Annotated in this window: 15 protein-coding genes; 8 read left to right on the top strand and 7 right to left on the bottom strand. The window is 37.0% G+C overall.

Annotation, left to right across the window (positions count from 1 at the left end):
* Positions 1 to 5 precede the first annotated feature (5 nt).
* Together FTV17_RS05845 and FTV17_RS05840 are read left to right on the top strand one after the other, a co-directional pair.
* A complete protein-coding gene (locus tag FTV17_RS05845) occupies positions 6 to 2,138 on the top strand; it encodes a peptidase domain-containing ABC transporter (RefSeq protein ID WP_179998558.1) in 2,133 nt (710 codons plus the stop codon).
* The gene (locus FTV17_RS05840) at positions 2,135 to 3,676 is read left to right on the top strand and encodes a TolC family protein (protein WP_179998557.1); all 1,542 of its coding nucleotides are present in this window, start codon (positions 2,135 to 2,137) and stop codon (positions 3,674 to 3,676) included. The genes FTV17_RS05845 and FTV17_RS05840 overlap by 4 nt, the downstream gene beginning before the upstream one ends.
* A gap of 58 nt (positions 3,677 to 3,734) precedes the next feature.
* On the opposite strand, the gene FTV17_RS05835 is transcribed toward FTV17_RS05840, so the two are convergent.
* From FTV17_RS05835 to FTV17_RS05825, 3 genes are all read right to left on the bottom strand, one after another.
* Positions 3,735 to 5,072 (bottom strand): CitMHS family transporter, encoded by a 1,338-nt coding sequence (locus FTV17_RS05835; RefSeq protein WP_179998556.1) that lies wholly within the window; start codon positions 5,070 to 5,072, stop codon positions 3,735 to 3,737.
* 337 nt (positions 5,073 to 5,409) lie between these two features.
* Complete coding sequence (locus FTV17_RS05830) at positions 5,410 to 6,732, bottom strand: hemolysin family protein (RefSeq protein ID WP_179998555.1); 1,323 nt, start codon at positions 6,730 to 6,732, stop codon at positions 5,410 to 5,412.
* A 141-nt stretch (positions 6,733 to 6,873) separates the two neighbouring features.
* Positions 6,874 to 7,866 carry a LysR family transcriptional regulator gene (locus tag FTV17_RS05825; RefSeq protein ID WP_035268043.1) on the bottom strand — a complete coding sequence of 331 codons (993 nt, stop codon included), beginning with the start codon at positions 7,864 to 7,866 and terminating at the stop codon, positions 6,874 to 6,876.
* Between the two features lie 680 nt (positions 7,867 to 8,546).
* On the opposite strand from FTV17_RS05825, the gene FTV17_RS05820 reads away from it, so the two are divergent.
* On the top strand, positions 8,547 to 10,148 hold the full coding sequence (locus FTV17_RS05820) for an isocitrate lyase (protein ID WP_179998554.1): 1,602 nt from the start codon (positions 8,547 to 8,549) through the stop codon (positions 10,146 to 10,148).
* Positions 10,149 to 10,342: 194 nt separating this feature from the next.
* Positions 10,343 to 10,930, top strand: coding sequence for a 1-acyl-sn-glycerol-3-phosphate acyltransferase (locus tag FTV17_RS05815; protein ID WP_179998553.1), 588 nt, complete (start codon positions 10,343 to 10,345; stop codon positions 10,928 to 10,930).
* A gap of 31 nt (positions 10,931 to 10,961) precedes the next feature.
* On the opposite strand, the gene FTV17_RS05810 is transcribed toward FTV17_RS05815, so the two are convergent.
* The 4 genes from FTV17_RS05810 to trpS all read right to left on the bottom strand — a co-directional run bounded on the left by FTV17_RS05810 (position 10,962) and on the right by trpS (position 15,637).
* Positions 10,962 to 11,699 carry a sulfite exporter TauE/SafE family protein gene (locus FTV17_RS05810; RefSeq protein ID WP_179998552.1) on the bottom strand — a complete coding sequence of 246 codons (738 nt, stop codon included), beginning with the start codon at positions 11,697 to 11,699 and terminating at the stop codon, positions 10,962 to 10,964.
* A 169-nt stretch (positions 11,700 to 11,868) separates the two neighbouring features.
* Positions 11,869 to 13,578, bottom strand: coding sequence for a flotillin family protein (locus FTV17_RS05805; protein WP_179998551.1), 1,710 nt, complete (start codon positions 13,576 to 13,578; stop codon positions 11,869 to 11,871).
* Between the two features lie 18 nt (positions 13,579 to 13,596).
* Positions 13,597 to 14,235 carry a YqiJ family protein gene (locus tag FTV17_RS05800; protein WP_179998550.1) on the bottom strand — a complete coding sequence of 213 codons (639 nt, stop codon included), beginning with the start codon at positions 14,233 to 14,235 and terminating at the stop codon, positions 13,597 to 13,599.
* Positions 14,236 to 14,623: 388 nt separating this feature from the next.
* On the bottom strand, positions 14,624 to 15,637 hold the full coding sequence (gene trpS, locus FTV17_RS05795) for a tryptophan--tRNA ligase (protein ID WP_092767023.1): 1,014 nt from the start codon (positions 15,635 to 15,637) through the stop codon (positions 14,624 to 14,626).
* Positions 15,638 to 15,839: 202 nt separating this feature from the next.
* On the opposite strand from trpS, the gene FTV17_RS05790 reads away from it, so the two are divergent.
* From FTV17_RS05790 to FTV17_RS05775, 4 genes are all read left to right on the top strand, one after another.
* A complete protein-coding gene (locus FTV17_RS05790; RefSeq protein WP_179998549.1) occupies positions 15,840 to 16,763 on the top strand; it encodes a DUF808 domain-containing protein in 924 nt (307 codons plus the stop codon).
* Between the two features lie 56 nt (positions 16,764 to 16,819).
* Positions 16,820 to 17,719 (top strand): neutral zinc metallopeptidase, encoded by a 900-nt coding sequence (locus tag FTV17_RS05785; RefSeq protein WP_179998548.1) that lies wholly within the window; start codon positions 16,820 to 16,822, stop codon positions 17,717 to 17,719.
* A 204-nt stretch (positions 17,720 to 17,923) separates the two neighbouring features.
* Positions 17,924 to 19,423: a sodium:proton antiporter gene (locus tag FTV17_RS05780; protein ID WP_179998547.1), complete on the top strand. Its 1,500-nt coding sequence runs from the start codon at positions 17,924 to 17,926 to the stop codon at positions 19,421 to 19,423.
* Positions 19,424 to 20,000: 577 nt separating this feature from the next.
* Positions 20,001 to 21,927: Ig-like domain-containing protein (locus FTV17_RS05775; RefSeq protein WP_179998546.1), on the top strand; the 1,927-nt coding region annotated here is incomplete at its 3' end.

The following is a 21,927-nucleotide window of genomic DNA, read 5'->3' as shown; positions in this document are numbered from 1 at the left end:
ATAACATGCAGATATTAGACAAAATTTCTCTTGGATTTGGACGGAAAATTCCAACCATTTTACAGACGGAAGCGACAGAATGTGGATTAGCCTGTATTGCGATGATTGCGTATTATTATGGCTATGAGTCTGATTTATTATCGTTAAGACGTCGTTTTTCAGTTTCTCAAAAGGGTTCAAATCTCAATCAGCTGATCAAAATTAGTAATCAGTTGAAAATGGTAACACGCCCATTAAAGCTGGATTTAGAAGATTTAGATCAGCTCAAAACCCCATGTATTTTACATTGGGATTTCAACCACTTTGTGGTATTGCAAGAAGTCAGTGCCAATAAAGTCACGATTTTAGATCCAGCATTTGGTAAACGTGTACTGACACTCAATGAGGTATCTGAACATTTTACGGGTGTTGCATTAGAGCTTTGGCCAGATACTGAATTTGAAAAAAAAGAAGATAAAAATCAGATTCAGCTTAAAGGTCTAATCGGTCATGTTCGTGGTTTATGGAAATCTCTCGGGCAAATTTTAATCTTGGCCTTAGCCTTAGAAGTTTTTTCATTAATTAGCCCATTTTTTATGCAATGGGTGATCGACCATGTGATCGTATCTGCAGATCGGGATCTCTTAACGATACTGGCTATTGGCTTTGGCATGTTGATGTTGCTTCAGCAGTTTATCGGGCTACTTCGTTCTTGGATCATGATGTATATGAGCACACATTTAAGTGTGCAGTGGCAAGCCAACGTCTTTAATCACATGATTAATGTTCCTGTCTCTTATTTTGAAAGACGATCACTCGGTGACATTGTTTCGCGATTTGGATCAATTGGTAACATTCAAACCACGCTCACCACAACGTTCTTAGCTGCGATTCTTGATGGATTAATGACAGTATTTACGTTGATTTTAATGTTTGTATACAGTCCGAAGTTAGCTTGGATTGCAATTTTTACCATGGGCTTATACGCCTTAATCCGATGGATTTGGTATGCACCTTTGAAGCGAGCGACTGAAGCGCAAATTATTCATGCAGCGAAGCAAAGCAGCCATTTTATGGAAACTGTGCGTGGAGCTAAAACCATAAAACTGTTCCAGCGACAAGATGTTCGCCGTTCGACTTGGTTAAACCTTATGGTCAATCAAGTCAATGCTGGATTAACGACCCAAAAGTTAGGTTTAGGATTCTCATTGGCGAATGGAGTCTTATTTGGGATTCAGAACATTCTAATTATTTGGTTAGGTGCCACATTGGTATTGGAGGGTAATTTTACAGTTGGTGTACTGATGGCATTTATGGCGTACAAAGGACAATTTGATAGTCGGGTTGCAGGACTAATCGATAAGTTTATCGAAGTTAAAATGCTTCAAATTGATGTAGAGCGTTTATCGGATATTGTATTAACAGAACAAGAAAAATTATACGGTGATGCTGAAATCACAAATGTAGATCAGGTTGAGAATGCAATTGAAGTCGAAAATCTGCACTTTAAATATTCAGAAAATGATCCTTATGTACTCAAGGGGATTAGTTTTAAGATTCCCCAAAATCAATCTGTTGCCATTGTCGGGGCAACAGGTTGCGGTAAGACCACACTGCTACATGTTCTGTTAGGCGTATTTAAACAGAATGAAGGTGAAGTCAAAATCATGGGGCGTGACTTTGAACAATTAGGATTAAACGCTGTGCGAGATCAAGTCGCGACAGTGTTACAAGATGACATTCTATTTGCTGGTTCAATCGCAGAAAACATTTGCTTTTTTGATTCAAATCCAGACATGCAATGGGTACAACAATGTGCAGCCTATGCCGCAATTCATGATGACATTAGCCGTATGCCAATGGGATATCAAACCTTAGTGGGGGATATTGGTAATATGTTGTCAGGAGGACAGAAACAAAGAATTTTATTGGCTCGTGCTCTCTATAAAAAACCAAAGATTTTATTTATGGATGAGGCGACCAGTAGTTTAGACGTATTAAAAGAACAAGAGGTCAATGCAAATCTCAAGCACTTGAATATTACCAAATTGATTATTGCACATCGTCCAGAAACGATTTCATCTGCTGAGCGGATTATCGCTTTACAAGATGGCGTGATTGTCCGTGATATGTTGACCAAGGATTTGCAACCTAAATGAAAATTACATACATCGCTTTCATTGTTGTTGCAGGGTCTCTATTCGGACATAGTTCGTTGGCTTATGCAGAGAGTTGGTTGTCAAAACTGACTCCAAATCTAAAAAAACAGCGCGAGACTTTATGGTTTGATGAGCTCACGGCTCAGCGTAAAGCCCGTGAGAATGAGACAAAACGTAAGCAAATAGAACAACAACTCAATCAAAGTGTGTCACTTGATCTTCAAAATCAGAAAATTTTAAGTCAACCTCAACATTGTTTATCTCAAAATAATCTCAAGAATGAACAGCAAATAGAACTCATTGATGCCATTGAACGTGCAGTTTGTCGTAATCCTGAGACTAAAAGTGCTTGGGTACAAACGCGTATTCAAGCTGCTCAGCTTAAAATCTCTAAAGCAAATTATTATCCTCAAGTGAATAGCACCTTGAATTACGATTGGTCACGTGATGATAATCAAGTAAAAGATCGTCCTGTTTTGAGTTATGACACTGACTTACGCCGTTACGGACTTGGAATAAGAGCCAATTGGCTACTTTATGATTTTGGTAGTCGATTTTATCAAGCAGAAGAAGCCGAAAAATTATTAGCGATGTCTTTGGCACAGCATGATGTTGCTTTGCAAAATATGATCATCAAAACGATTTCGACTTATTATCAAATTATTCAGGCTGAGTTAAAGTTAAACAATATTACTGAGTTGGTTGTATTTGCAGAAAAAAACTATGAAATTGCAAATGCTCGATATCGTGCGGGTGTTGGTATCAAATCAGATGCATTACAAATGTCCGCAAATTTGGCGAAAGCAAAGTCAGATCAAACTAAATTTTTAGGTGATTTAAAAATAGCAAAAGGACTTTTAGCATCATTAATGGGTGAGCCTACATACCAAAATTTCAAAATTAATAATCAGTTAAAAATTCCAAAAGAGCTAGATCTTAAACCGATTGAAATGCTCATTCAGGATGCTGAAAAAATGCATCCAAAGTTTAAAGCTGCACAGTATGATTCACTCGCAGCTGAAAATAAAATTAAGGCAATACAGCGGTCTAGATATCCATCTATTAGTTTTAACGGCATTTATGATCAGCAAAAACAAACGAGTGACAGCTATGGAAGTGATCGCCAATCTCTACAAGCGGGTGTGCAAGTTAATTTCCCATTGTTTGATGGTTATAATCGAAAAAATCAAATTGTGGTTGCTCAAGAAAACTTAAAATTAAAGCTATTAGAGCAAGAGAGATTGAAGCTTGAAATTAATGCTGAAATCTGGAAAAACTATAATGAGCTAAATGCAATTCATGACAATATTAAGGCCCTAACGATATTGAATCAAAGTGCTTCAGAAGCCTATGAAGTCGCTCAAGGACGTTATAAAGCGGGTGTAGGAAATTTACTCGAAGTGCTTAATGCTCAGAATGTGTTGAGTGAAGCAAAAATGAATTATTCCACCTTGTTGACAGAGTTTTTAGTGGTGAGGTATCAACTTCTATCTAACATGGGAAATTTGAATATTTGGAATGAGACACGAGCTCAATAAGTCTTTATAAATAAGAGAGTGGAGTGATCAATAAATCACTCCGAAACTCGAGCTACGATTAAATGGCAGAATAAAACGGGAACATCCCAAATATTAATCCACTTGCAAGCATCACTAAGCACGTAATAATCGCCCATTTAATGGTAAATTTTTGGTGTTGACCAAACTCAATCCCAGCAAGCCCGCAGAGTAAAAAGGTAGATGGAACTAAGGGTGAGAGCAGATGAACGGGTTGGCCAACAATCGATGCACGAGCCATTTCAACAGGTGATATGCCATAATGTGCAGCAGCTTCAGATAAGATGGGTAGAACACCATAGTAAAAAGCATCATTTGACATAAAGAACGTTAAAGGCATGCTTAAAACGGCTGTGATGGGTGCTAAATATGGACCCATGCTATCTGGAATAATCGCAACCAATTCTTTGGACATGGCATCGACCATACCCGTGCCAGTGAGCAAACCCGTAAAAATACCTGCGGCAAAAATAATACCAACGACATTTAAAGCACTACCAGCATGATGAGCGACTAGGCTTTTTTGCATATCAATATCACGATAGTTCACAACTAATGCAATACACAATGCAATCATAAATAAAATAGGCATAGGCAAAATACCCATGACTAGGCTGACCATCAGTGCGAGAGTCAATAATCCATTAAACCATCTCAAATGCGCTCGATTCGCCTCTGGGTTTGATGAAATTTGAATATTGTCGCCATGGCTAATATCCAACTCCATGATGCCTAATCTTTTACGCTCCATTCGACCATACATGGTTCCTAAAAAGTATAACCAAGCAATGGCGAACAGCATCGGTAAAATCATCGGAACAAACACAGCACTAGGATCTACATGGAGTGCACTTGCCGCACGTGCAGTAGGTCCACCCCATGGCGTCAAATTCATGATTCCACTGGCTAACATCATGAGACAGGCCATAATTAAAGGGCTCATGCCTAATCGCTTGTAAAGCGGTAACATGGCAGCAACACAGATCATATAAGTGGTAGAGCCATCACCGTCTAAAGACACGATCAATGTTAAGGTAATCGTACCTAATACTACTTTGAGGGGATCACCTTTTACCAACCTGAGGATAAATTTCACTGATGGATCAAATAAACCTGTATCAATCATGATGGCAAAATACAAGATAGCAAATAGCAGCATGACGCCGGTAGGTGCTAACTTTTTAACATCATCTAACATCATTTCACCAAGTTCATTAAGTTGAATATGGTTCAAACTATCCACAAAAAAACCTAATCCATATGCAATTAGCGCAAAAAGAACGGGAATAAGCGTGAGTGCGACGAGGGGAGTCATACGTCTAGACATAATGAGGTACATAAAGCACAAAATCATGCCCAAACCAAGCAAGGTCAACATGGATCTATCCTTAGATTAGCGTTTTAATCAATATTGTTTCTATTACAGTATTTGTTATCTTCGAAAACGCCGACCATCTTAGAGAAATTTATGATTAAACTAAATATTGTTTAGAAAATATTAAAATAACCATAATTTTTATAAAAAATAGTAGTTAAAATTCATAAGTTTAAAATTTATATTTTGTGATTTGAGACATTAAACATGATTTTTAAGTGTGATAGTTATAATAAAAATTGAGTATAAATTCTAATTTTAATAATTTTTGAAGTCGAAAAATCTCAAGTTTAATTAGATAAACTAAATAAAAAAATCCACCTGAGTGGTGGATAGTGTCTTATTCAACTGGTGATTCTAATTCTGCTATTTCATCAAGTAATCTGGTCACGAGTAGTTGGTCAATTTTAAAATGGTCAACATCGACCACCTCAAATTTATAACCATTAAATACTACACTATCAGCAGGACGTGGAATCTTACGAAGTTTGAACATCATAAACCCAGCTAAAGTTTCATAGTTTTCATCATCAGGCATTTCATCAATTTCTAATGCATGCTTGACATCTTCAATAGGTGTACTGCCTTCAATCAGCCAAGAATGATCATCCCGCTTGATAATTTGAAGATCTTCATCCGTTGGCGTAACCCAGTCACCCATCACAGTAATCATAATATCAGATAGGGTAATAACACCAACCACCAAGGCATATTCATTGATGACTACGGCAAACTTTTCTTTACTAGATCTGAAGCGATCAAGTAATTCTGACAGTGTAAGTGTATCTGGAATCGTTAATACATTACGGATAGTGGATTCATTCAACTGATTAAATTTTTGATTATTTAAAATACGAATCAAAATATCTTTAGCATCAACATAGCCAATCACTTGATCAATATTTTCATTGCAGACTAAATATTTTGAATAGGGAAATTCAGCCAGTTTTTGACGAATACTTTCTTCTGATTCATTGATCGTGAAGAAAACTACGTTTTCTCGTGTAGTCATGCTCGAAGGAACATTTCGTTCTTCAAGTTCAAATACATTTTCAATAAAGTGATGTTCTTGTTTTTGTAAGACACCTGCTTGTGCCCCTGCATCCATTACCGCGGAAATATCATCAAAAGTAATATTATCATCACGAGTAGTATTTACTTTGAATAAACGGAATAAGAGGTTGGCAATTGTATTGATAAACCAAGCTAATGGACGACAAACAGTAATGAATACCTGAATAGGATTAATTAAAGAGACAGCGATTTTTTCAGGTGCAATCATTGCCAATCGTTTAGGCATAAGATCAGCAAATAAAATAAACAGTGATGTCACTAAAGTAAATGATAATGCAAAACCAATTGATTGTGACCAAGGACCATCATAGAAATGATCGACCAAAATTACAAAATACGGTCTAAACGCAGCTTCACCTAAAATCCCCCCCAAAATTGCAATAGCATTTAAGCCGATTTGCGAGGCAGCAAAGAAATCAGCTGAATTCTCTTGGAGCGTAAGCACTTTTTGTGCACGATCATCACCAGACTCAGCCAAAATTTTCAGTTTCACTTTACGTGATCCTGCAAGTGCGATTTCACTTAATGATAAGAATCCAGCTCCAGCAATCAAAATCATAATGATCACGAAATTCTGAAAGAGGCTCACACGAACACCTTTGTTTTTAAATTATTTATGAGGAAAGTTTTATCACAAAAAACATAGAGGTAGTGAATTTTTACACTACCTCAATATCATAGTTATTGAGTAAAAAATTTTAAAGTATTGATTTAAATCAGCTCTACTCAATCAAAATTGTGAGAAGTGGGTATTGTTATTTGAAAGAAATTCACGATTTTCTTCCTCAGTCATTTGACGAGCAACATATAAAATCAACTGACGTAACCAACGATGAGCAGGATGATGATGTAATAGAGGGCACCACGCCATTTTGAGTTCAAATTCAGGAATGTAAAATGGAGGGTCTTTGAGCATCAAGTTTTGACTTTTAGCTTGCAGGCGAGCGATTTTCGTCGGTAATGTCGCAATGAGATCGACATTAGAAGCTAATAAACCTGGCATTTGATAATGACGTGTAAATACCGAAATTTTGCGTTTTTGACCAATACGTTCTAAAGCTTGATCAATCCAACCTAAACCAGCTTGTTTTTCTGGATTAACACCAAATCCTACCCCCATCCCAGTTTTAGAAACCCAGATATGTTGCGCATCTAGATAACTTTTTAGATTCAAATTATTGACGGCAGGATGCTTATTATTCAGTAAGCATGAAAAGCTGTCACGCCACACCAGAACCTGATGAAAACTTTGTGGTATTTCGTTGAAACGGTTGATGGCGAGATCAACTTTACCTTGTTCCATATCACGATAAGATACATCACTCGGTGTTAGAAAATCTAAAACAACATTTGGTGCTTCTGAACGCAGAGCCTTTACTAAGCGAGGCACAAGTGTAGCTTCAGCATAATCTGAAGTCATGATGCGGAAAACACGATTTGACGTATAAGGTCTAAATTCTGTTCGTGGTTCTAAGATCATAGAGAGATCAGAAAGGGCATCACGAATACGAGGCTGTAGTTCTAAAGCCCTTTCTGTAGGAGTCATCCCTTCAGAAGAGCGAATTAAAAGCGGATCATTAAATAAGTTACGAAGACGACGCAAAATATTACTCATTGCAGGCTGAGTAACACCCAATTGTTCTGCTGCACGTGTAACATTCTTCTCTCGCAAAAGAACATCTAAGTAAATTAAGAGATTGAGATCAACCCGCTCAAGATTCATAAAAAAAATACCGAAAATAAATTTTTGAAATCGTGAAGAATTATGCCATAAGCGCTTAGGTTTGTGTGTTTTTATGCTGATTTTTTCAGCAGAATTTAACATATATTCATCAAATTTACGGTTTTTTTATCATAAGAGAGACCCTATACATTTATTTAAGAAATAGGGGCTCAGTAGTTTTTCAAATTGTCATATTATGTTCTGAATTGTTTTAGGTTTATCTCAATTTAAATGCTTTGTTGTTGATTTCATTAATACGGCGCACAGTTTAAAAAATATTCATTTAAAACTAACAGTTTATTAATGATCTTCTGTCAGAAAAGTCAATTGAACGGTAAAACCTAAAGATGTTTGAAGAAAAAATAAACGTAATGGTGAGTTTGATACTTAAGTCTAATGAACAAGAATTACTCAAATTGTGTTAAAAGTGTACAAATATTTATTTTGCAAATTTTATTAAAATCAATAATTTATCGAATGGTATTTTATTTATATTACGACTTTAATCTACATATTTTTTAAATAAATACTGAGAATTAAACGAAAATATTGGATTAATTTCTAGAGTCAATCTAAGCTAAGTCCATAGCAACGAAGCGCTCTAAATCTGAACAATTAATACCGAGTAGATTTAGTCCTTCGATTGATAAATCCTAAAATTATATACAGGGTAAAATATCATGACTACATACCAAACAGCGATTGATGCAATCCGCGAATTAAAAGCAAAATTCGGCAACACTTGGGCAGACATCAGTCCTGAAGATGCTGCACGTATGCAACTTCAAAACCGTTTCAAAACGGGTTTAGATATTGCGAAATACACAGCTGCGATTATGCGTCGTGATATGGCTGCTTATGATGCTGATTCTAGCAAATATACTCAATCTTTGGGGTGCTGGCATGGTTTCATCGCACAACAAAAAATGATTGCGAACAAAAAATACTTCGGTACTACTGAACGCCGTTACATCTACCTTTCTGGTTGGATGGTTGCTGCACTTCGTTCTGAGTTTGGTCCACTTCCTGACCAATCTATGCACGAAAAAACTTCAGTTCCTGCATTGATCGAAGAAATCTACACATTCTTACGTCAAGCAGACGCAAAAGAATTAAACGACTTATTCCGTGCACTTAAAAAAGCACAAGAAGCGGGTGATACTGCTAAAGCTGCTGAAATCACTTCACAAATCGACAACTTCCAAACTCACGTTGTGCCAATTATTGCCGACATCGACGCTGGTTTCGGTAACGAAGAAGCAACTTACCTTTTAGCTAAGAAAATGATCGAAGCGGGTGCATGTGCACTTCAAATCGAAAACCAGGTATCTGACGCGAAACAATGTGGTCACCAAGCTGGTAAAGTAACTGTTCCACATGAAGACTTCATCGCGAAAATCCATGCGCTTCGTTATGCATTCTTAGAAATGGGTCTTGACGACGGTATCATCGTTGCTCGTACTGACTCTGAAGGCGCTGACTTGACTCAAAAAATCCCAGTGGTTAAAGAGCCAGGCGACATCGCTTCTCAATACATCAGCTACTTAGACACTCAAGAAATTGACATCTCAGAAGCAACTGAAGACGAAATCCTAATCAAACGTGATGGTAAACTTCACCGTCCTAAGCGTTTAGCTTCTGGCTTGTACCAATTCCGTGAAGGCACTCAAATTGATCGTGTTGTACTTGACTGTGTAACTAGCTTACAGAACGGTGCTGACCTTCTTTGGATCGAAACTGCAACGCCAAACGTTGAAGAAATCGCTCACATGGTGAACCGTGTACGTGAAGTTGTGCCAAATGCAAAACTTGTTTATAACAACTCACCATCATTCAACTGGACGTTAAACTTCCGTCAACAAGCTTACGACCGTTGGGTTGCTGAAGGTAAAGACGTATCTGCTTACGACCGTGCTAAGTTAATGAGCGCTGAGTATGACAATACTGAATTAGCTGCTGATGCTGATGCGAAGATCCGTACGTTCCAAGCTGATGCTTCTCGTGAAGCAGGTGTATTCCATCACTTGATTACACTTCCGACTTACCACACTGCTGCGCTTTCTACACATGAGCTTGCAGAAGGTTACTTCGGTTCTGAAGGTATGTTGGCTTATGTTGCTGGCGTACAACGTAAAGAAATCCGTGGCGGTATCGCTTGTGTTAAACACCAAGCAATGGCTGGTTCAGACATCGGTGATGACCACAAAGAAATCTTCGCTGGTGACAACGCGCTTAAAGCGGGTGACGATGCGAAAAACACAATGAACCAATTCTCTGCATAAGCACTGAACTGATTCAAAAAAACCCTGCGTAAGCAGGGTTTTTTTATTGTTAATGAAATTATTTAACTAAATACATGAGCCAATTTAATTGATGTATAGATAGAAAAACAGCGATAGTAAAACCTAATACATATTTTGAATAAAAGTAATGCCAAAGCTGTTACAATCCCGAAAATTTACATTTGTATATTTATATGTTTGAAAAATTTGCTGAACAGAGTTTAAATGCGTTAGGTTGGGAAATTGATAACCATTGGCCCTTAGATTTAGACCAATGTGTCATGATTGCTGCACCACATACTAGTAACTGGGATGCTTTATACGCGCGATTAGCGCTCAAAGCTTTAGGTGTAAATGTCAGAATTACAATTAAAGACAGCTATATGAAGTTTCCATTTGGTCCTTTTGTCCGTGCTATGGGAGGGATCGGAATTAATCGCCGACCGAAGAAAGAGGGAGAGGAAAGACCTAGCATGGTGCAATTAATGGCAGATCTTTTTAAAGATCATCCAAAACTGGTCATGTTGGTGACGCCCGAGGGAACAAGGTCAAAACAAGAAAAATGGAAAACAGGTTTTTACCATGTGGCAATTACAGCGAATGTCCCAATCGCTTTAGCATATATGGATTACAGTCAAAAAAAATGTGGTGTAGGTAAAATTATTTATCCTACTGGAGATATAGAAGTGGATATGGCAGAAATTATGGAATTTTATTCAAAGATTTCAGCTAAATTCCCGGAAAATTTTAGTGTTGACCAACGATATTCGTACAACAGTTGATATATGGAGAAGGCAGAATAATCTGCCTTTTTTAATATAAGAAAATTGTGCTTAAGGTTAAAATAAAACCTGAAAAAAACAATAAAGTTAAGACAATCGACTTAAATTTTTGCTCAGATATTTGATAAAAAATTTTTGCTCCAATGATCGTTGGTAGGCTGACCGTGAAGATCAAAATCCACAAATAGGACAAGTGATTTACGTTAATGGTCTGGTTAAATAAATAGATGAGCAAAGTAAACAGTTGAATGGCGAAATTAAAATGTCGAAGAATGTTGCGTTGCTCATGTTTAGGAAGTTGTTTTAGCATCACCCAAGCCGAGGGAATTGCACCACAGAATCCACCGAGCCCACCTAAGATTCCACCCAAAAAACCAATTAAGCCGTCCATCCTGAGTCTGGTATCTTTTAAGCAATGTAGTTGCGGATTAAAGAACATGAGTGGACACCAAATTAATAAAAATATCCCAAGTAGTAATTTGAACGTGTCTGCATTGATATAATGAAGCAAAAAAGTACCCAAAGGTACGCCAATTAAGCCAGCGATAATATAGACCCAAACGATAGAAGGCTTTATAAAGGTTCTTGGTTCTTTATACATTGAAATGATATGACACCATAGTGATGCACAAACGACCAAGGGGGCGGTGATCTGAGGCGGTAGAATCCATACCCAAAAAGACATCGCAATAAGAGCGAAGGCAAAACCTGTGAGTCCTTGAATAAATCCAGCAAAAATTGCGCCTAGAATAAAGATACATAACGTCATAAAGTGACTGCATCAATTGCTAAAGCAGGAGTAAAAGAAAAATGCATGAGATCGTCGGATAAGGAAAACTGATCAATCCTAAAATAATATTTGTAATCTTAAAAATAATAAGAACAGCAATAGCTAGCAGTAAAGCGAATAAAAGCCCTGAAAATCAGGGCTTTTATTATTAATTGGTTTTAGGTTTTAGGTTTTGTGTTAGACCGTTGATGTCTCCACCCTGAATACCGAGTTCACTCATTAAGCTGTCAATAAGAGGTGCTTGCGAACGATATCTAAGTGCGCTATTCACCACTTGATCTGAAAGTGCAACGGATTGTGATTGATCTGCTTGATCAGCTGAAGTTGTGGCGCCAGTAATGCCACCAAGACCATTCACTTGTAATATCTTGATATCATCAATATTTTCCATTGGTTTAACACTTTCACGGATAATTTCAGGCAAATACTTCAAAAGTGCCAAACGAATTTGCATCTCAACTTGTTCACTTGACAAAATATTATTTGCTTCATTGACTGCGCGTGTCCCTTCAGCATCGACTTGGTATTGTTTTTCTAAAGCTTGAGCCAAAAGAATTTTAGCATCAGCTTCACCTTTAGCTTTTAGGCGAACTTTTTCTGCTTCTGCTTCAGCCGCAGTACGCACAGCTTCAGCCTCATCTACAGCAGCTTGTTTTGATGCCTCGGCAGCCACAGTAATTGAAATAGCATCAGTTTCTGCAGCCTGTTTTGCAGCAACAAGTTCAACCGCTTTAAGACGCTCAGCTCGCTGTGTTTCACGAACAGTCACAACTTCTTCCTCGGCTTTCACTGCTTGCGCACGAGCTTGGTCAGCAAGTGCTTTGGCTTCAGATTCAGCACGAGATTTCTCGGCAATCGCGATTGCGCGATCTTGTTCCGCAAGTTCAATGGTTTTCTTTTGTTCTACTTGCGCTTGTTCAATAATTTGAGCTTTTTGAATATTTTGATTTTCGACATCACGTGCAGCTGAAATACGTTTTAATTCAATTTCACGTTCTGCAGCGATTTGGGCTTCTTCTGCCTCACGTTTTTTGGCAGCTTCTTGCGTTGCAATTTCAGCAAGTTGTTCAGCTTTTCGAATCGAAATTTCACGCTCTTGTTGCATCTTTGCGTATTCTTCTTCACGCAGGATTTGAAGGCGTGCTTGTTCAGCTTCTAAATTTTTCGCTTTAATGGCTAAGTCAGCATCTTGTTCAATATCGTTACGTTTTTTTCGACGATCTTCAATAGTTTCTGTTAATTTTGTTAAACCTTCTGCATCAAATGCATTTTGTGGATTAAAAAATTTAAAGCTGGTCTGATCAAGACCTGTTAAAGATACAGTTTCGAGTTCTAAACCATTTTTGAACAGATCTTCTGAAACAACTTGTTGAACTTTCTGAACGAAGTCGACACGTTTTTCATGTAACTCTTCCATAGCCATTTCTGCTGCTACTGCACGCAGGGAATCTACAAATTTACCTTCAACCAAATCTTTTAATTCATTTGGTGACATGGTTTTTTGACCCAAAGTTTGTGCCGCGGTAGCAATCGATTCAGCTGTTGGCTTAACACGAACATAGAACTCAGCCATAACATCTACACGCATTCGATCACGCGTAATCAAGGCTTGATCAGCTGCACGTTTAACTTCTAAGCGAAGGGTATTCATATTGACAGGAATGACTTCATGTAAAACAGGAAGTACAATTGCACCGCCTCCTAATATAACTTTTTCCCCACCAAAACCAGTTCTGACAAATGAAACTTCTTTGCTCGAGCGTTTATATAGTCGTGCAATAATGGTTCCAATGACAACAAGCGCAATGAGAATAAGTCCTGCTATTATAATAATTTGATAAAAACTTGAACTAAACATTTTTTTCTCTAAGTTGATTTACTGTGAAATGGCTTGAAAGCCTTTGAGACTTCGTTGTGTAAGTAAGACTTGTTGACCTTGTACGAATATTTCGTCAGCTTCAGGTTCGACTAAAATATAATGTGTTTGACCAAAGCGATCTTTGAGTTTTGCTTGCGCAGGATAGTGCAGACGAGCAGTACCTAAAATGATTTCTGCTCGAAGTCCAATTAAATCGTCGCTATGAATTGCTGTGGTTTCATCTTTAGGGATGATTTTTACTATCCATCTTGAGAATAGTCGTACAAATGGCATACAGACTACAAGTACGAGTGGAGTAATGAGCCAGACAGTTAAAAATGATCCAAATATATGATGGATAATAGATTGAGCTAAGAAGCCAGCAATGGAAAAGGTCGTGAGAAAGATGATCAGCCAAATTAATATAGGAATACGTCCAAGATAAAGCCAATCTAAAAATTGAATCCAAATACTAGATTGATGGTCAACGATCATTTCAGGAGAAGATTCTAATGAGCTAGGTAGAAATTGCTCTAAAAATCCTTGACTACTGAGACCTGTTATTAATAGAAAGACTTCAAGAATGCCTATAAAAAACATCAAGCAAATACTAATACTGAAGAATAGGTTCGACGGATTTATAAACATGTCCCACATGGGTAGTCTCTTATAGATATTAGAATTTTTATCAAATTTCAATCAAAATAATAAAACAAAGTGTCGTAATTATCAATTATATAATATTGATTTCATTCTGTATGGATTCAACCTAAAAAAAATACGCAGTGATTGGGGTGATCACTGCGCAGAACAACGAATCTGCTTACATAGTTTCGGTTAAGGAGAAATGTTATGAATTTTGGGGGTATTCATAACAGTAAATAAATGATATTCAATTTCATTTAGCAACTCATTGGTAGTCGGGTTAAAACGTGTAAGATTACGTTAATAAGTTTAATTGAAGGTTAATTTTAAATAGGCTAATAAATAGCCATAAAAAAAGCCGCAATATGACGCGGCTTTAAGTTTGGTTATTTTTTAGGAATTAAAATTTAAAAACACCTAATCCAGCTTTAACTTCATCCAGTGTTGCTTGCGTGATATCACGACATTTGTCAGTACCAGTTTTTAAGATATCCATAATATAATCAGGATCCTTAGCAAGCTCCATACGACGTTCACGAATAGGCGTGATCAACTCTTTTAGAACACCTTCAAGGCGTTTTTTGACTGTACCATCACCTAAACCACCACGACGATAGTGATCTTTAAGCTCTGCTACTTCTTCTGGATTTGGATCGAAAGCATCTAAATAAGTAAATACAACATTACCTTCCACCTGACCTGGATCTTCAATACGAAGATGATTAGGATCTGTATACATTGCATTTACCGCTTTTTTAATGTCTTTATCAGAAGCATCTAAGACAATTGTATTGCCCAATGATTTAGACATTTTAGCTTTACCATCAAATCCTGGTAATCGACCTACATTCGATAGCAGTGCCTTACATTCAGGCAAAAGCTCTTGACCAATCTGACGATTTAAACGACGAACAATTTCATTTGTTTGTTCAATCATTGGAATTTGGTCTTCACCCACGGGCACAATCGATGCTTTAAAAGCAGTGATATCAGCTGCTTGAGCAACTGGATAGCATAAGAATCCAGCTGGGATGTCACGCTCGAACCCACGCATTTGTATTTCAGATTTAATCGTAGGATTTCGTTCTAGTCTTGAAACTGTGACAAAGTTTAAATAAAGCATGGTCAGCTCATTCAAAGCTGGCAAGCTTGATTGAACGCAAATTGTTGTTTTTGTCGGGTCGATCCCAACAGCGAGATAGTCAGTTGCAACTTCAATAATATTACGTCTAACTTTTTCGAAGTTATCAGCATTGTCTGTAAAAGCTTGTGCATCAGCCAATAATAGATGTTGGTGATGGGAATCTTGCAAACCTACTCGTGAACGTAAAGAACCGACAAAGTGGCCTAAATGTAGTTGTCCAGTTGGACGGTCACCTGTCAAAATAACAGGGCGATTATCTTGATTACTCATTTTCTATACCAAAGTCATCAACACTAGGGCTGAATTTTTAAAATTTCACAATATTGTACGGCATTATTTTTTTTTATGTCAGCATAAAGCATCGAAAGAATCGAATTAAAAACGCCTTATTTGAGATAGTATTAATAATGTTGATACAGAATAAATTGAAATAGAAGAATAAAATTCCAAAAAACAAAGAAGGATAACAATAATGGCAAATAGTTTATTGGTGCTATTAGATGATATAGCCACCATTCTTGATGATGTTGCGTTGATGAGTAAAATGGCTGCAAAAAAAACGGCCGGTGTATTGGGTGATGACTTAGCACTCAATGCTCAACAAGTTAGTGGTGTGAAAGCCGACCGTGAATTGCCTGTCGTTTGGTCTGTTGCAAAAGGCTCATTTGTTAATAAATTAATTTTGGTTCCATTAGCATTATTAATTAGTGTGATTGCACCTTGGCTTATAAATCCATTATTGATGTTAGGTGGATTATTTTTATGTTATGAAGGTGTAGAAAAAGTAATTCACTCATTACACCATAAAAAAGCTAAAACATCTGAACAGGCCGAAAAAGAACTCGAAAACTTAAATGTAGATCTAGCAACTTTTGAGAAAGATAAAATCAAAGGCGCGATACGAACAGACTTTATTTTATCTGCTGAAATTATCGTTATTTCATTGGGTACAGTTGCAGCAGCTACTTTTGGAATTAAGGTTGCAGTCTTGTCAGTCATCGCAATTTTAATGACGATTGGTGTTTATGGTTTGGTTGCTATGATTGTTAAAATTGATGATTTGGGATTTTATCTCGTCAAACAAACGTCTGCATTGAAACAAAGAATTGGTCAGGGCTTACTTGCTTTTGCGCCTAAACTTATGAAGACGCTAACCATTGTCGGAACAATAGCGATGTTCTTGGTTGGTGGTGGTATTATTAATCATACCATTCCATTATTTCATCACTTTACTGAAGATTCTGTCGATTATATTGAACATATTCCAAATGTAGGCAGTATCATCGGTGCTTTAACCCCGACGCTCTTAAACTTTGTCATAGGTTTTATTGCAGGACTTATTGTTTTGGTCGTTGTTTCAGGAATACAAAAACTATGGAACGTTAGAAAAGTTTAGAGTTTGATGAAATAACGTATTATAAGAAGTTATATGATTAAAAAAGGGCTGAGATTATGCGTTGGAAAGGCCGGAGAGTAAGTAGTAATTTAGAAGATCGCCGTGGAGGTGGTGGGGCTAAAGCTGGTGGAATTAGTATTCTCGGTTTAGTTGTTGCATTTGTTGCTTGGAAATTTTTTGGGGTTGATCCACAACAAGCCTATCAGGCAACTAAACAAGTGACTTCTAATAATCAGCAACAAGCGATAGTGATTGAAAACCCAACACCCGAGCAACAAGAAACAGCGGCATTTGTTGGTACGGTACTTGCTGATACTGAAGATACATGGACCACCGTTTTTCAAAAACAGGGAATGCAATACCAAGCACCGAAACTAGTGATATTTAGTGGTGTAGTCAATTCAGGCTGTGGTACAGCCCAGTCAGCGATGGGGCCATTTTATTGTCCTGCAGACCAAAAAATCTATATTGATACTGATTTTTTTAAAGATATGCGTCAGCAAATGGGTATATCGGGTGAACGAAATCAATCAGAATTATCTACACAAAATGCTGCTGGTGACTTTGCACAAGCTTATGTGATTGCGCATGAAGTCGGACATCATATTCAAAATCTTTTAGGTATTTCAACTCAAGTCCAACAAGCTAGACAACGAGCTACTGAAGCTCAAGGGAACCAATTATCAGTCCGTTTGGAATTGCAAGCTGATTGTCTAGCTGGTGTGTGGGCAAAAGATACACATCAACGAACTCAATTCTTGGAGCAAGGTGATGTTGAAGAGGCAATGGATGCGGCGCATAAGATTGGTGATGATTATCTTCAGAAAAAGGCTAGAGGACATGTGGTTCCTGATAGCTTTACCCACGGCACAAGCCAACAAAGAATGTATTGGTTCGATCGTGGCATGAAAACAGGTGATGTGAACCAATGTGATACATTCAATACCTCAATCTAAATCTAACAAGCAGAATCGATTGATTTTTTTGCAAAGTTAAAACATGTAGCCTGCTAATGGAATAATTTATTAGGAAGGCTACACATCTTTAAAAAAAAGGGATTGCGAGTAATCATTCTTTATATAAAATAAATAAATGGCTATAGTTTTTTCATTTAAAATTTAAATGATCTCATTTTATTAAAACATATCATAGAGTGCAAAATGGGCAACTTTTTTTTTCTCCAAGTATTTACAGTGGTTTTTGCCCTCTCAATTGCCACCACCATATTCAATAAACGAATTCTAGGTTTTCCCCAAGCGATAGGGGTGCCAATTGTTTCAGCAATTTTTGTCTTTATTCTGCAATGGGCTGCCAATTTATTAGGGGATAATCGTTTTATCACCATTAATTTGGCGAATATTGAAGAAGCAGTACGTCATATTGATTTTTATGATTTTCTCGTAAATGGTGTTATTTGCTTCATTCTTACATCGTCGGCATTGAAATTTAAAGTGTCTGATTTAAAAGTATATTGGAAGCCAATTAGTATTCTTGCCACTATTGCTTTGGTTTTGTGTGCAGCATTGTTTGGTGGATTATTATTTGGATTTCAATATTTGATTGGTAACCCTGTACCAATACTCGTACTTTTATTACTTGGTTCTGCTTTAGGTGCTACAGATCCAATCGGAATCAAAGGGGTGCTCAGTTCTGTACGTGCACCACATCATCTAATGGTGAAATTGGAGGGTGAATCACTTTTCAATGATGCAATGTGTATTGCTGTATTTATGACTTTGTTGAATGTACTTGAAGGCGAGCATTTTAGTCTGTTACTGACACTACAAACACTCCTTTATGAAATTGTGGTAGCTGTAATTATTGGTTTGGTATTTGGTTGGGGGATTTTACGATTGCTTCGCGGGAAGCATGAAATGGAATCATTAATCCTAACGACAGCTTTACTGGCTTGTGGTTCATATTTGGTTGCTTTATTTGCTCATGCATCAGCACCAATCGCATGTGTGATTGGTGGACTTATTGTTGGTAATAAATGGAAAGAAATTTTACAAAATCGTGAAATCCAAGAAGTAAATCACTTTTGGCATACAGTCGAAGGCATCATTAATTCTTTTTTATTTACTTTAATTGGTTTAGAGCTGTTTATTCTTGATCTTAATGCCAGCATGATACTTGGCGGTATTATCGCATTTGTAATTTTACATATTTCTCGTTTTGCTGCGAACTTTCTGGCTTTTGCATTCTTCCCATCGTTTCGTAAGAAAAGCTATAACGGTAGCCTAGCAATTTTATCATGGGGTGGAGTAAGAGGGGGGATTTCATTGGCTCTAATTCTAGCGGTTGCTAATGTCCCAGAGTTAAGGCAATACAGTAGTATCTTGATTGGTTATACTTTTATTGTTGTTTTATTATCGGGCGTAGTATGTGGTTTAGGTTTGCCAGCAGTCATGAATGCTTTCTATTACAATCCTAATGAGGAAAAAGAGGGCTTAAAGGGAATATATCAGCGATTATGTAATAAGCTTAATCGTAAAGGATTTAAATATATTGTTGGTGAAGATAGTAAAGGTAATGAGATTATTACGATTTATAATCCTGAAGTGATATTAGATCGGACTTCTGATGATGGTGTGGCAATCGTCCATCATCCCGCTAAAGCTGAAGAGGTGAAGAAGTTAGAAAATCCAGAAAATTTCTAAAAAAATTATATTTAATTGAAGCAAGCATGATAGTGCTTGCTCTTTTTTTTATGAATTAAGCATGATCAATGCAGAATATAACAGTGATATTGTTTAAATATTTTATTCAGTTACGCAGAATTTTATCGATGAAATATAAAATTAAAATGTGAAAATTACATAATATTTAAAGCAAAATTTATTTCTTAACTTACTAAAAAGTAAGTATTAATTTTCAATATAAAATGAAAAGTATACTAGTTTACTAACATTAAAATGTTAGATGAACAAGTTACCGTATGTAGTTAAACTAAATATAGCAGAAATTATGATAAGTAAGCCTTTGAAATTTGGTGACCTGAAATATCCTAAAAATAAGTAAAAATATTAATTCTTATGTAATAAGTATCTGTAAATAAAAGATATATTTTGAGTGTGGATGAGCGGTTACAAAAAGCTGATAAAAGACGCAAAATCTATTCGCATTAAATCTTAAAAATGTGATATAAATCTCACTTATAGATAATAGTGTCTATCTTTTTTGTATCTTAGATGTAGAAAGATCGATAAAAATAAAATTTATAAGTGAGAATTTACCATGGCTAATATCTCCGTAATATCTAAAGAGAGTCATCAGGTATTAGAGAATGTCAACTCTAGTCAAGTGGGGCTTAACGAAAACTCTGTAGTTGTCGTTCAAGTATCTAAAGATGATGTAGCTTCAATCACTCGTGATAATAATAATGCTCTAATCAATTTGCGTAATGGTGAAGTGATTGTGATTGAAAACTATTTCAATCCTTCATTTGCTGATAACAGCCTCGTATTCCAAGATGAAAGTGGTCAACTTTATTGGGTTAAATTTACCAATGAAGATGGCTCAATTGCAGAAACAATTCTGTATTACCCAATAGAAGAAATCGAACCTCTTCTTTATTCCGATGATTTTATCGGTGGTATTCTCCCTTGGTTAATTGGTGCTGGTGCAGCTGGTGCAATTGCAGCAGTCGCAGATAATGGTTCTGACTCTAATCCTACGCCTAACCCTCAGCCAAAGCCAAATGCATTATTAAATGCACCAATCGTCATTGATGATGTGCCAGAGCATATCGGTGAAGTTGCTGATGGCGGTGTAACAAATGATGCTCGCCCAGAAATCAAAGGTTCTGGAGCTCAACCTGGTGCAATCATCAAAATCTATAATGGCGATGAACTAATTGGTGAGACGGTTGCATTGTCTAATGGTGATTGGAGTTTTACACCTGATCAAGATTTAAAAGATGGTATCTATGAGCTTTCTGTCACACAAACTGTAAGTGGTCAAGAAAGTGATAAATCACCGATTAAGACAATCACGCTTGATACTGTCCCACCGTCAGACATCACTATTGATGAAATTGGAAATAAGGGTGAAACAAACTCAGAAACACCTAAATTATCAGGTGAAGGTGAGCCAGAATCTAATGTTGAAATAGAAATTAAAGATAAAGATGGGAACGTGGTTGATAAAGAAACTGTTCCTGTTGATAAAGATGGTAAATGGGAATATACACCTGAGAAAAACCTGGATGAAGGTAAATACGAAGTTATCGTAACGCCTATTGATAAATCAGGAAATAAAGGTGAAGAAGAAAAACAAGAATTCAATGTTGACTTAACTCCTCCAGACATAGACATCGATCCAATACCTACTGATCCTGAACCTGAGGGTTGGGATACAGCAACGAATCAATCAACTTTTGCAATCGCTGCAATCGCAAATACTCTTTCGGAATCGGAGAATAATCCAGTGACTACAACTAAAAATCAAACGCCTACATTTACGGGAACCACTAAAGATAGTGAGAGCGTAAAAGTAGTGATTCGCGATAGTTCAGGTAAGATTATTGCAGAAGGTCCTGCTACAGTGACCAACGGTAAATGGCAGTTTAAATCACCTGTAACATTAGCTGAAGGTGATTATAAACTAGAAGCAACAGCATATGACGCGGCTGGTAATAGTAAAGTCGCTACTTCAAGCTTTACTGTGGATATTACTCCACCTAAAGTAACGATTGAAGAGTTACCACTTACGAACATTGATGCGCCTACCTTTAAAGGTAAAACTGAAGATGGTGCAACACAAGTACGTGTTGAAATCAAGGATGCGGCTGGCAAGGTTGTTCAATCTGCAGTTGTGAATGTTGCAGCTGATGGTAGCTGGACATATAAGCCATCTAAAGCGTTACCTGATGGAACATATAGTGTCGAGGCTTCAGCTCGTGATGCGGTAGGAAATGTAAGTCAACCTGCTAAAACTACGGTTGAAGTTGATACGATCGATCCAGAAATTACAATCGATCCTATAGAAGATACTAGTGACACAACTCCTGAAATTAATGGTAAGACTGAACCAGGCGCAACAGTAAAAGTTGAAATCTTAGACAAAGATGGCAACCCTGTAGCAACAGGTGATGCGACTGTAGATCCTGAAGGTAACTGGTCGTATACACCGACTGAAGCACTACCAGAAGGTGAATATACAG

The sequence above is a fragment of the Acinetobacter sp. YH12239 genome (assembly GCF_013417635.1).
Taxonomy (GTDB): Bacteria; Pseudomonadota; Gammaproteobacteria; order Pseudomonadales; family Moraxellaceae; genus Acinetobacter.
The sequence above is the reverse complement of the archived record's forward strand: the minus strand, read 5'-3'. Positions and strand labels throughout refer to the sequence as shown.

Coding starts and splice junctions, on each gene's coding strand:
- FTV17_RS05845 (WP_179998558.1), top strand. CDS start 6: ATGCAGATATTAGACAAAATTTCTCTTGGATTTGGACGGAAAATTCCA.
- FTV17_RS05840 (WP_179998557.1), top strand. CDS start 2,135: ATGAAAATTACATACATCGCTTTCATTGTTGTTGCAGGGTCTCTATTC.
- FTV17_RS05835 (WP_179998556.1), bottom strand. CDS start 5,072: ATGTTGACCTTGCTTGGTTTGGGCATGATTTTGTGCTTTATGTACCTC.
- FTV17_RS05825 (WP_035268043.1), bottom strand. CDS start 7,866: ATGAATCTTGAGCGGGTTGATCTCAATCTCTTAATTTACTTAGATGTT.
- FTV17_RS05820 (WP_179998554.1), top strand. CDS start 8,547: ATGACTACATACCAAACAGCGATTGATGCAATCCGCGAATTAAAAGCA.
- FTV17_RS05815 (WP_179998553.1), top strand. CDS start 10,343: ATGTTTGAAAAATTTGCTGAACAGAGTTTAAATGCGTTAGGTTGGGAA.
- FTV17_RS05810 (WP_179998552.1), bottom strand. CDS start 11,699: ATGACGTTATGTATCTTTATTCTAGGCGCAATTTTTGCTGGATTTATT.
- FTV17_RS05805 (WP_179998551.1), bottom strand. CDS start 13,578: ATGTTTAGTTCAAGTTTTTATCAAATTATTATAATAGCAGGACTTATT.
- FTV17_RS05800 (WP_179998550.1), bottom strand. CDS start 14,235: ATGTGGGACATGTTTATAAATCCGTCGAACCTATTCTTCAGTATTAGT.
- trpS (WP_092767023.1), bottom strand. CDS start 15,637: ATGAGTAATCAAGATAATCGCCCTGTTATTTTGACAGGTGACCGTCCA.
- FTV17_RS05790 (WP_179998549.1), top strand. CDS start 15,840: ATGGCAAATAGTTTATTGGTGCTATTAGATGATATAGCCACCATTCTT.
- FTV17_RS05785 (WP_179998548.1), top strand. CDS start 16,820: ATGCGTTGGAAAGGCCGGAGAGTAAGTAGTAATTTAGAAGATCGCCGT.
- FTV17_RS05780 (WP_179998547.1), top strand. CDS start 17,924: ATGGGCAACTTTTTTTTTCTCCAAGTATTTACAGTGGTTTTTGCCCTC.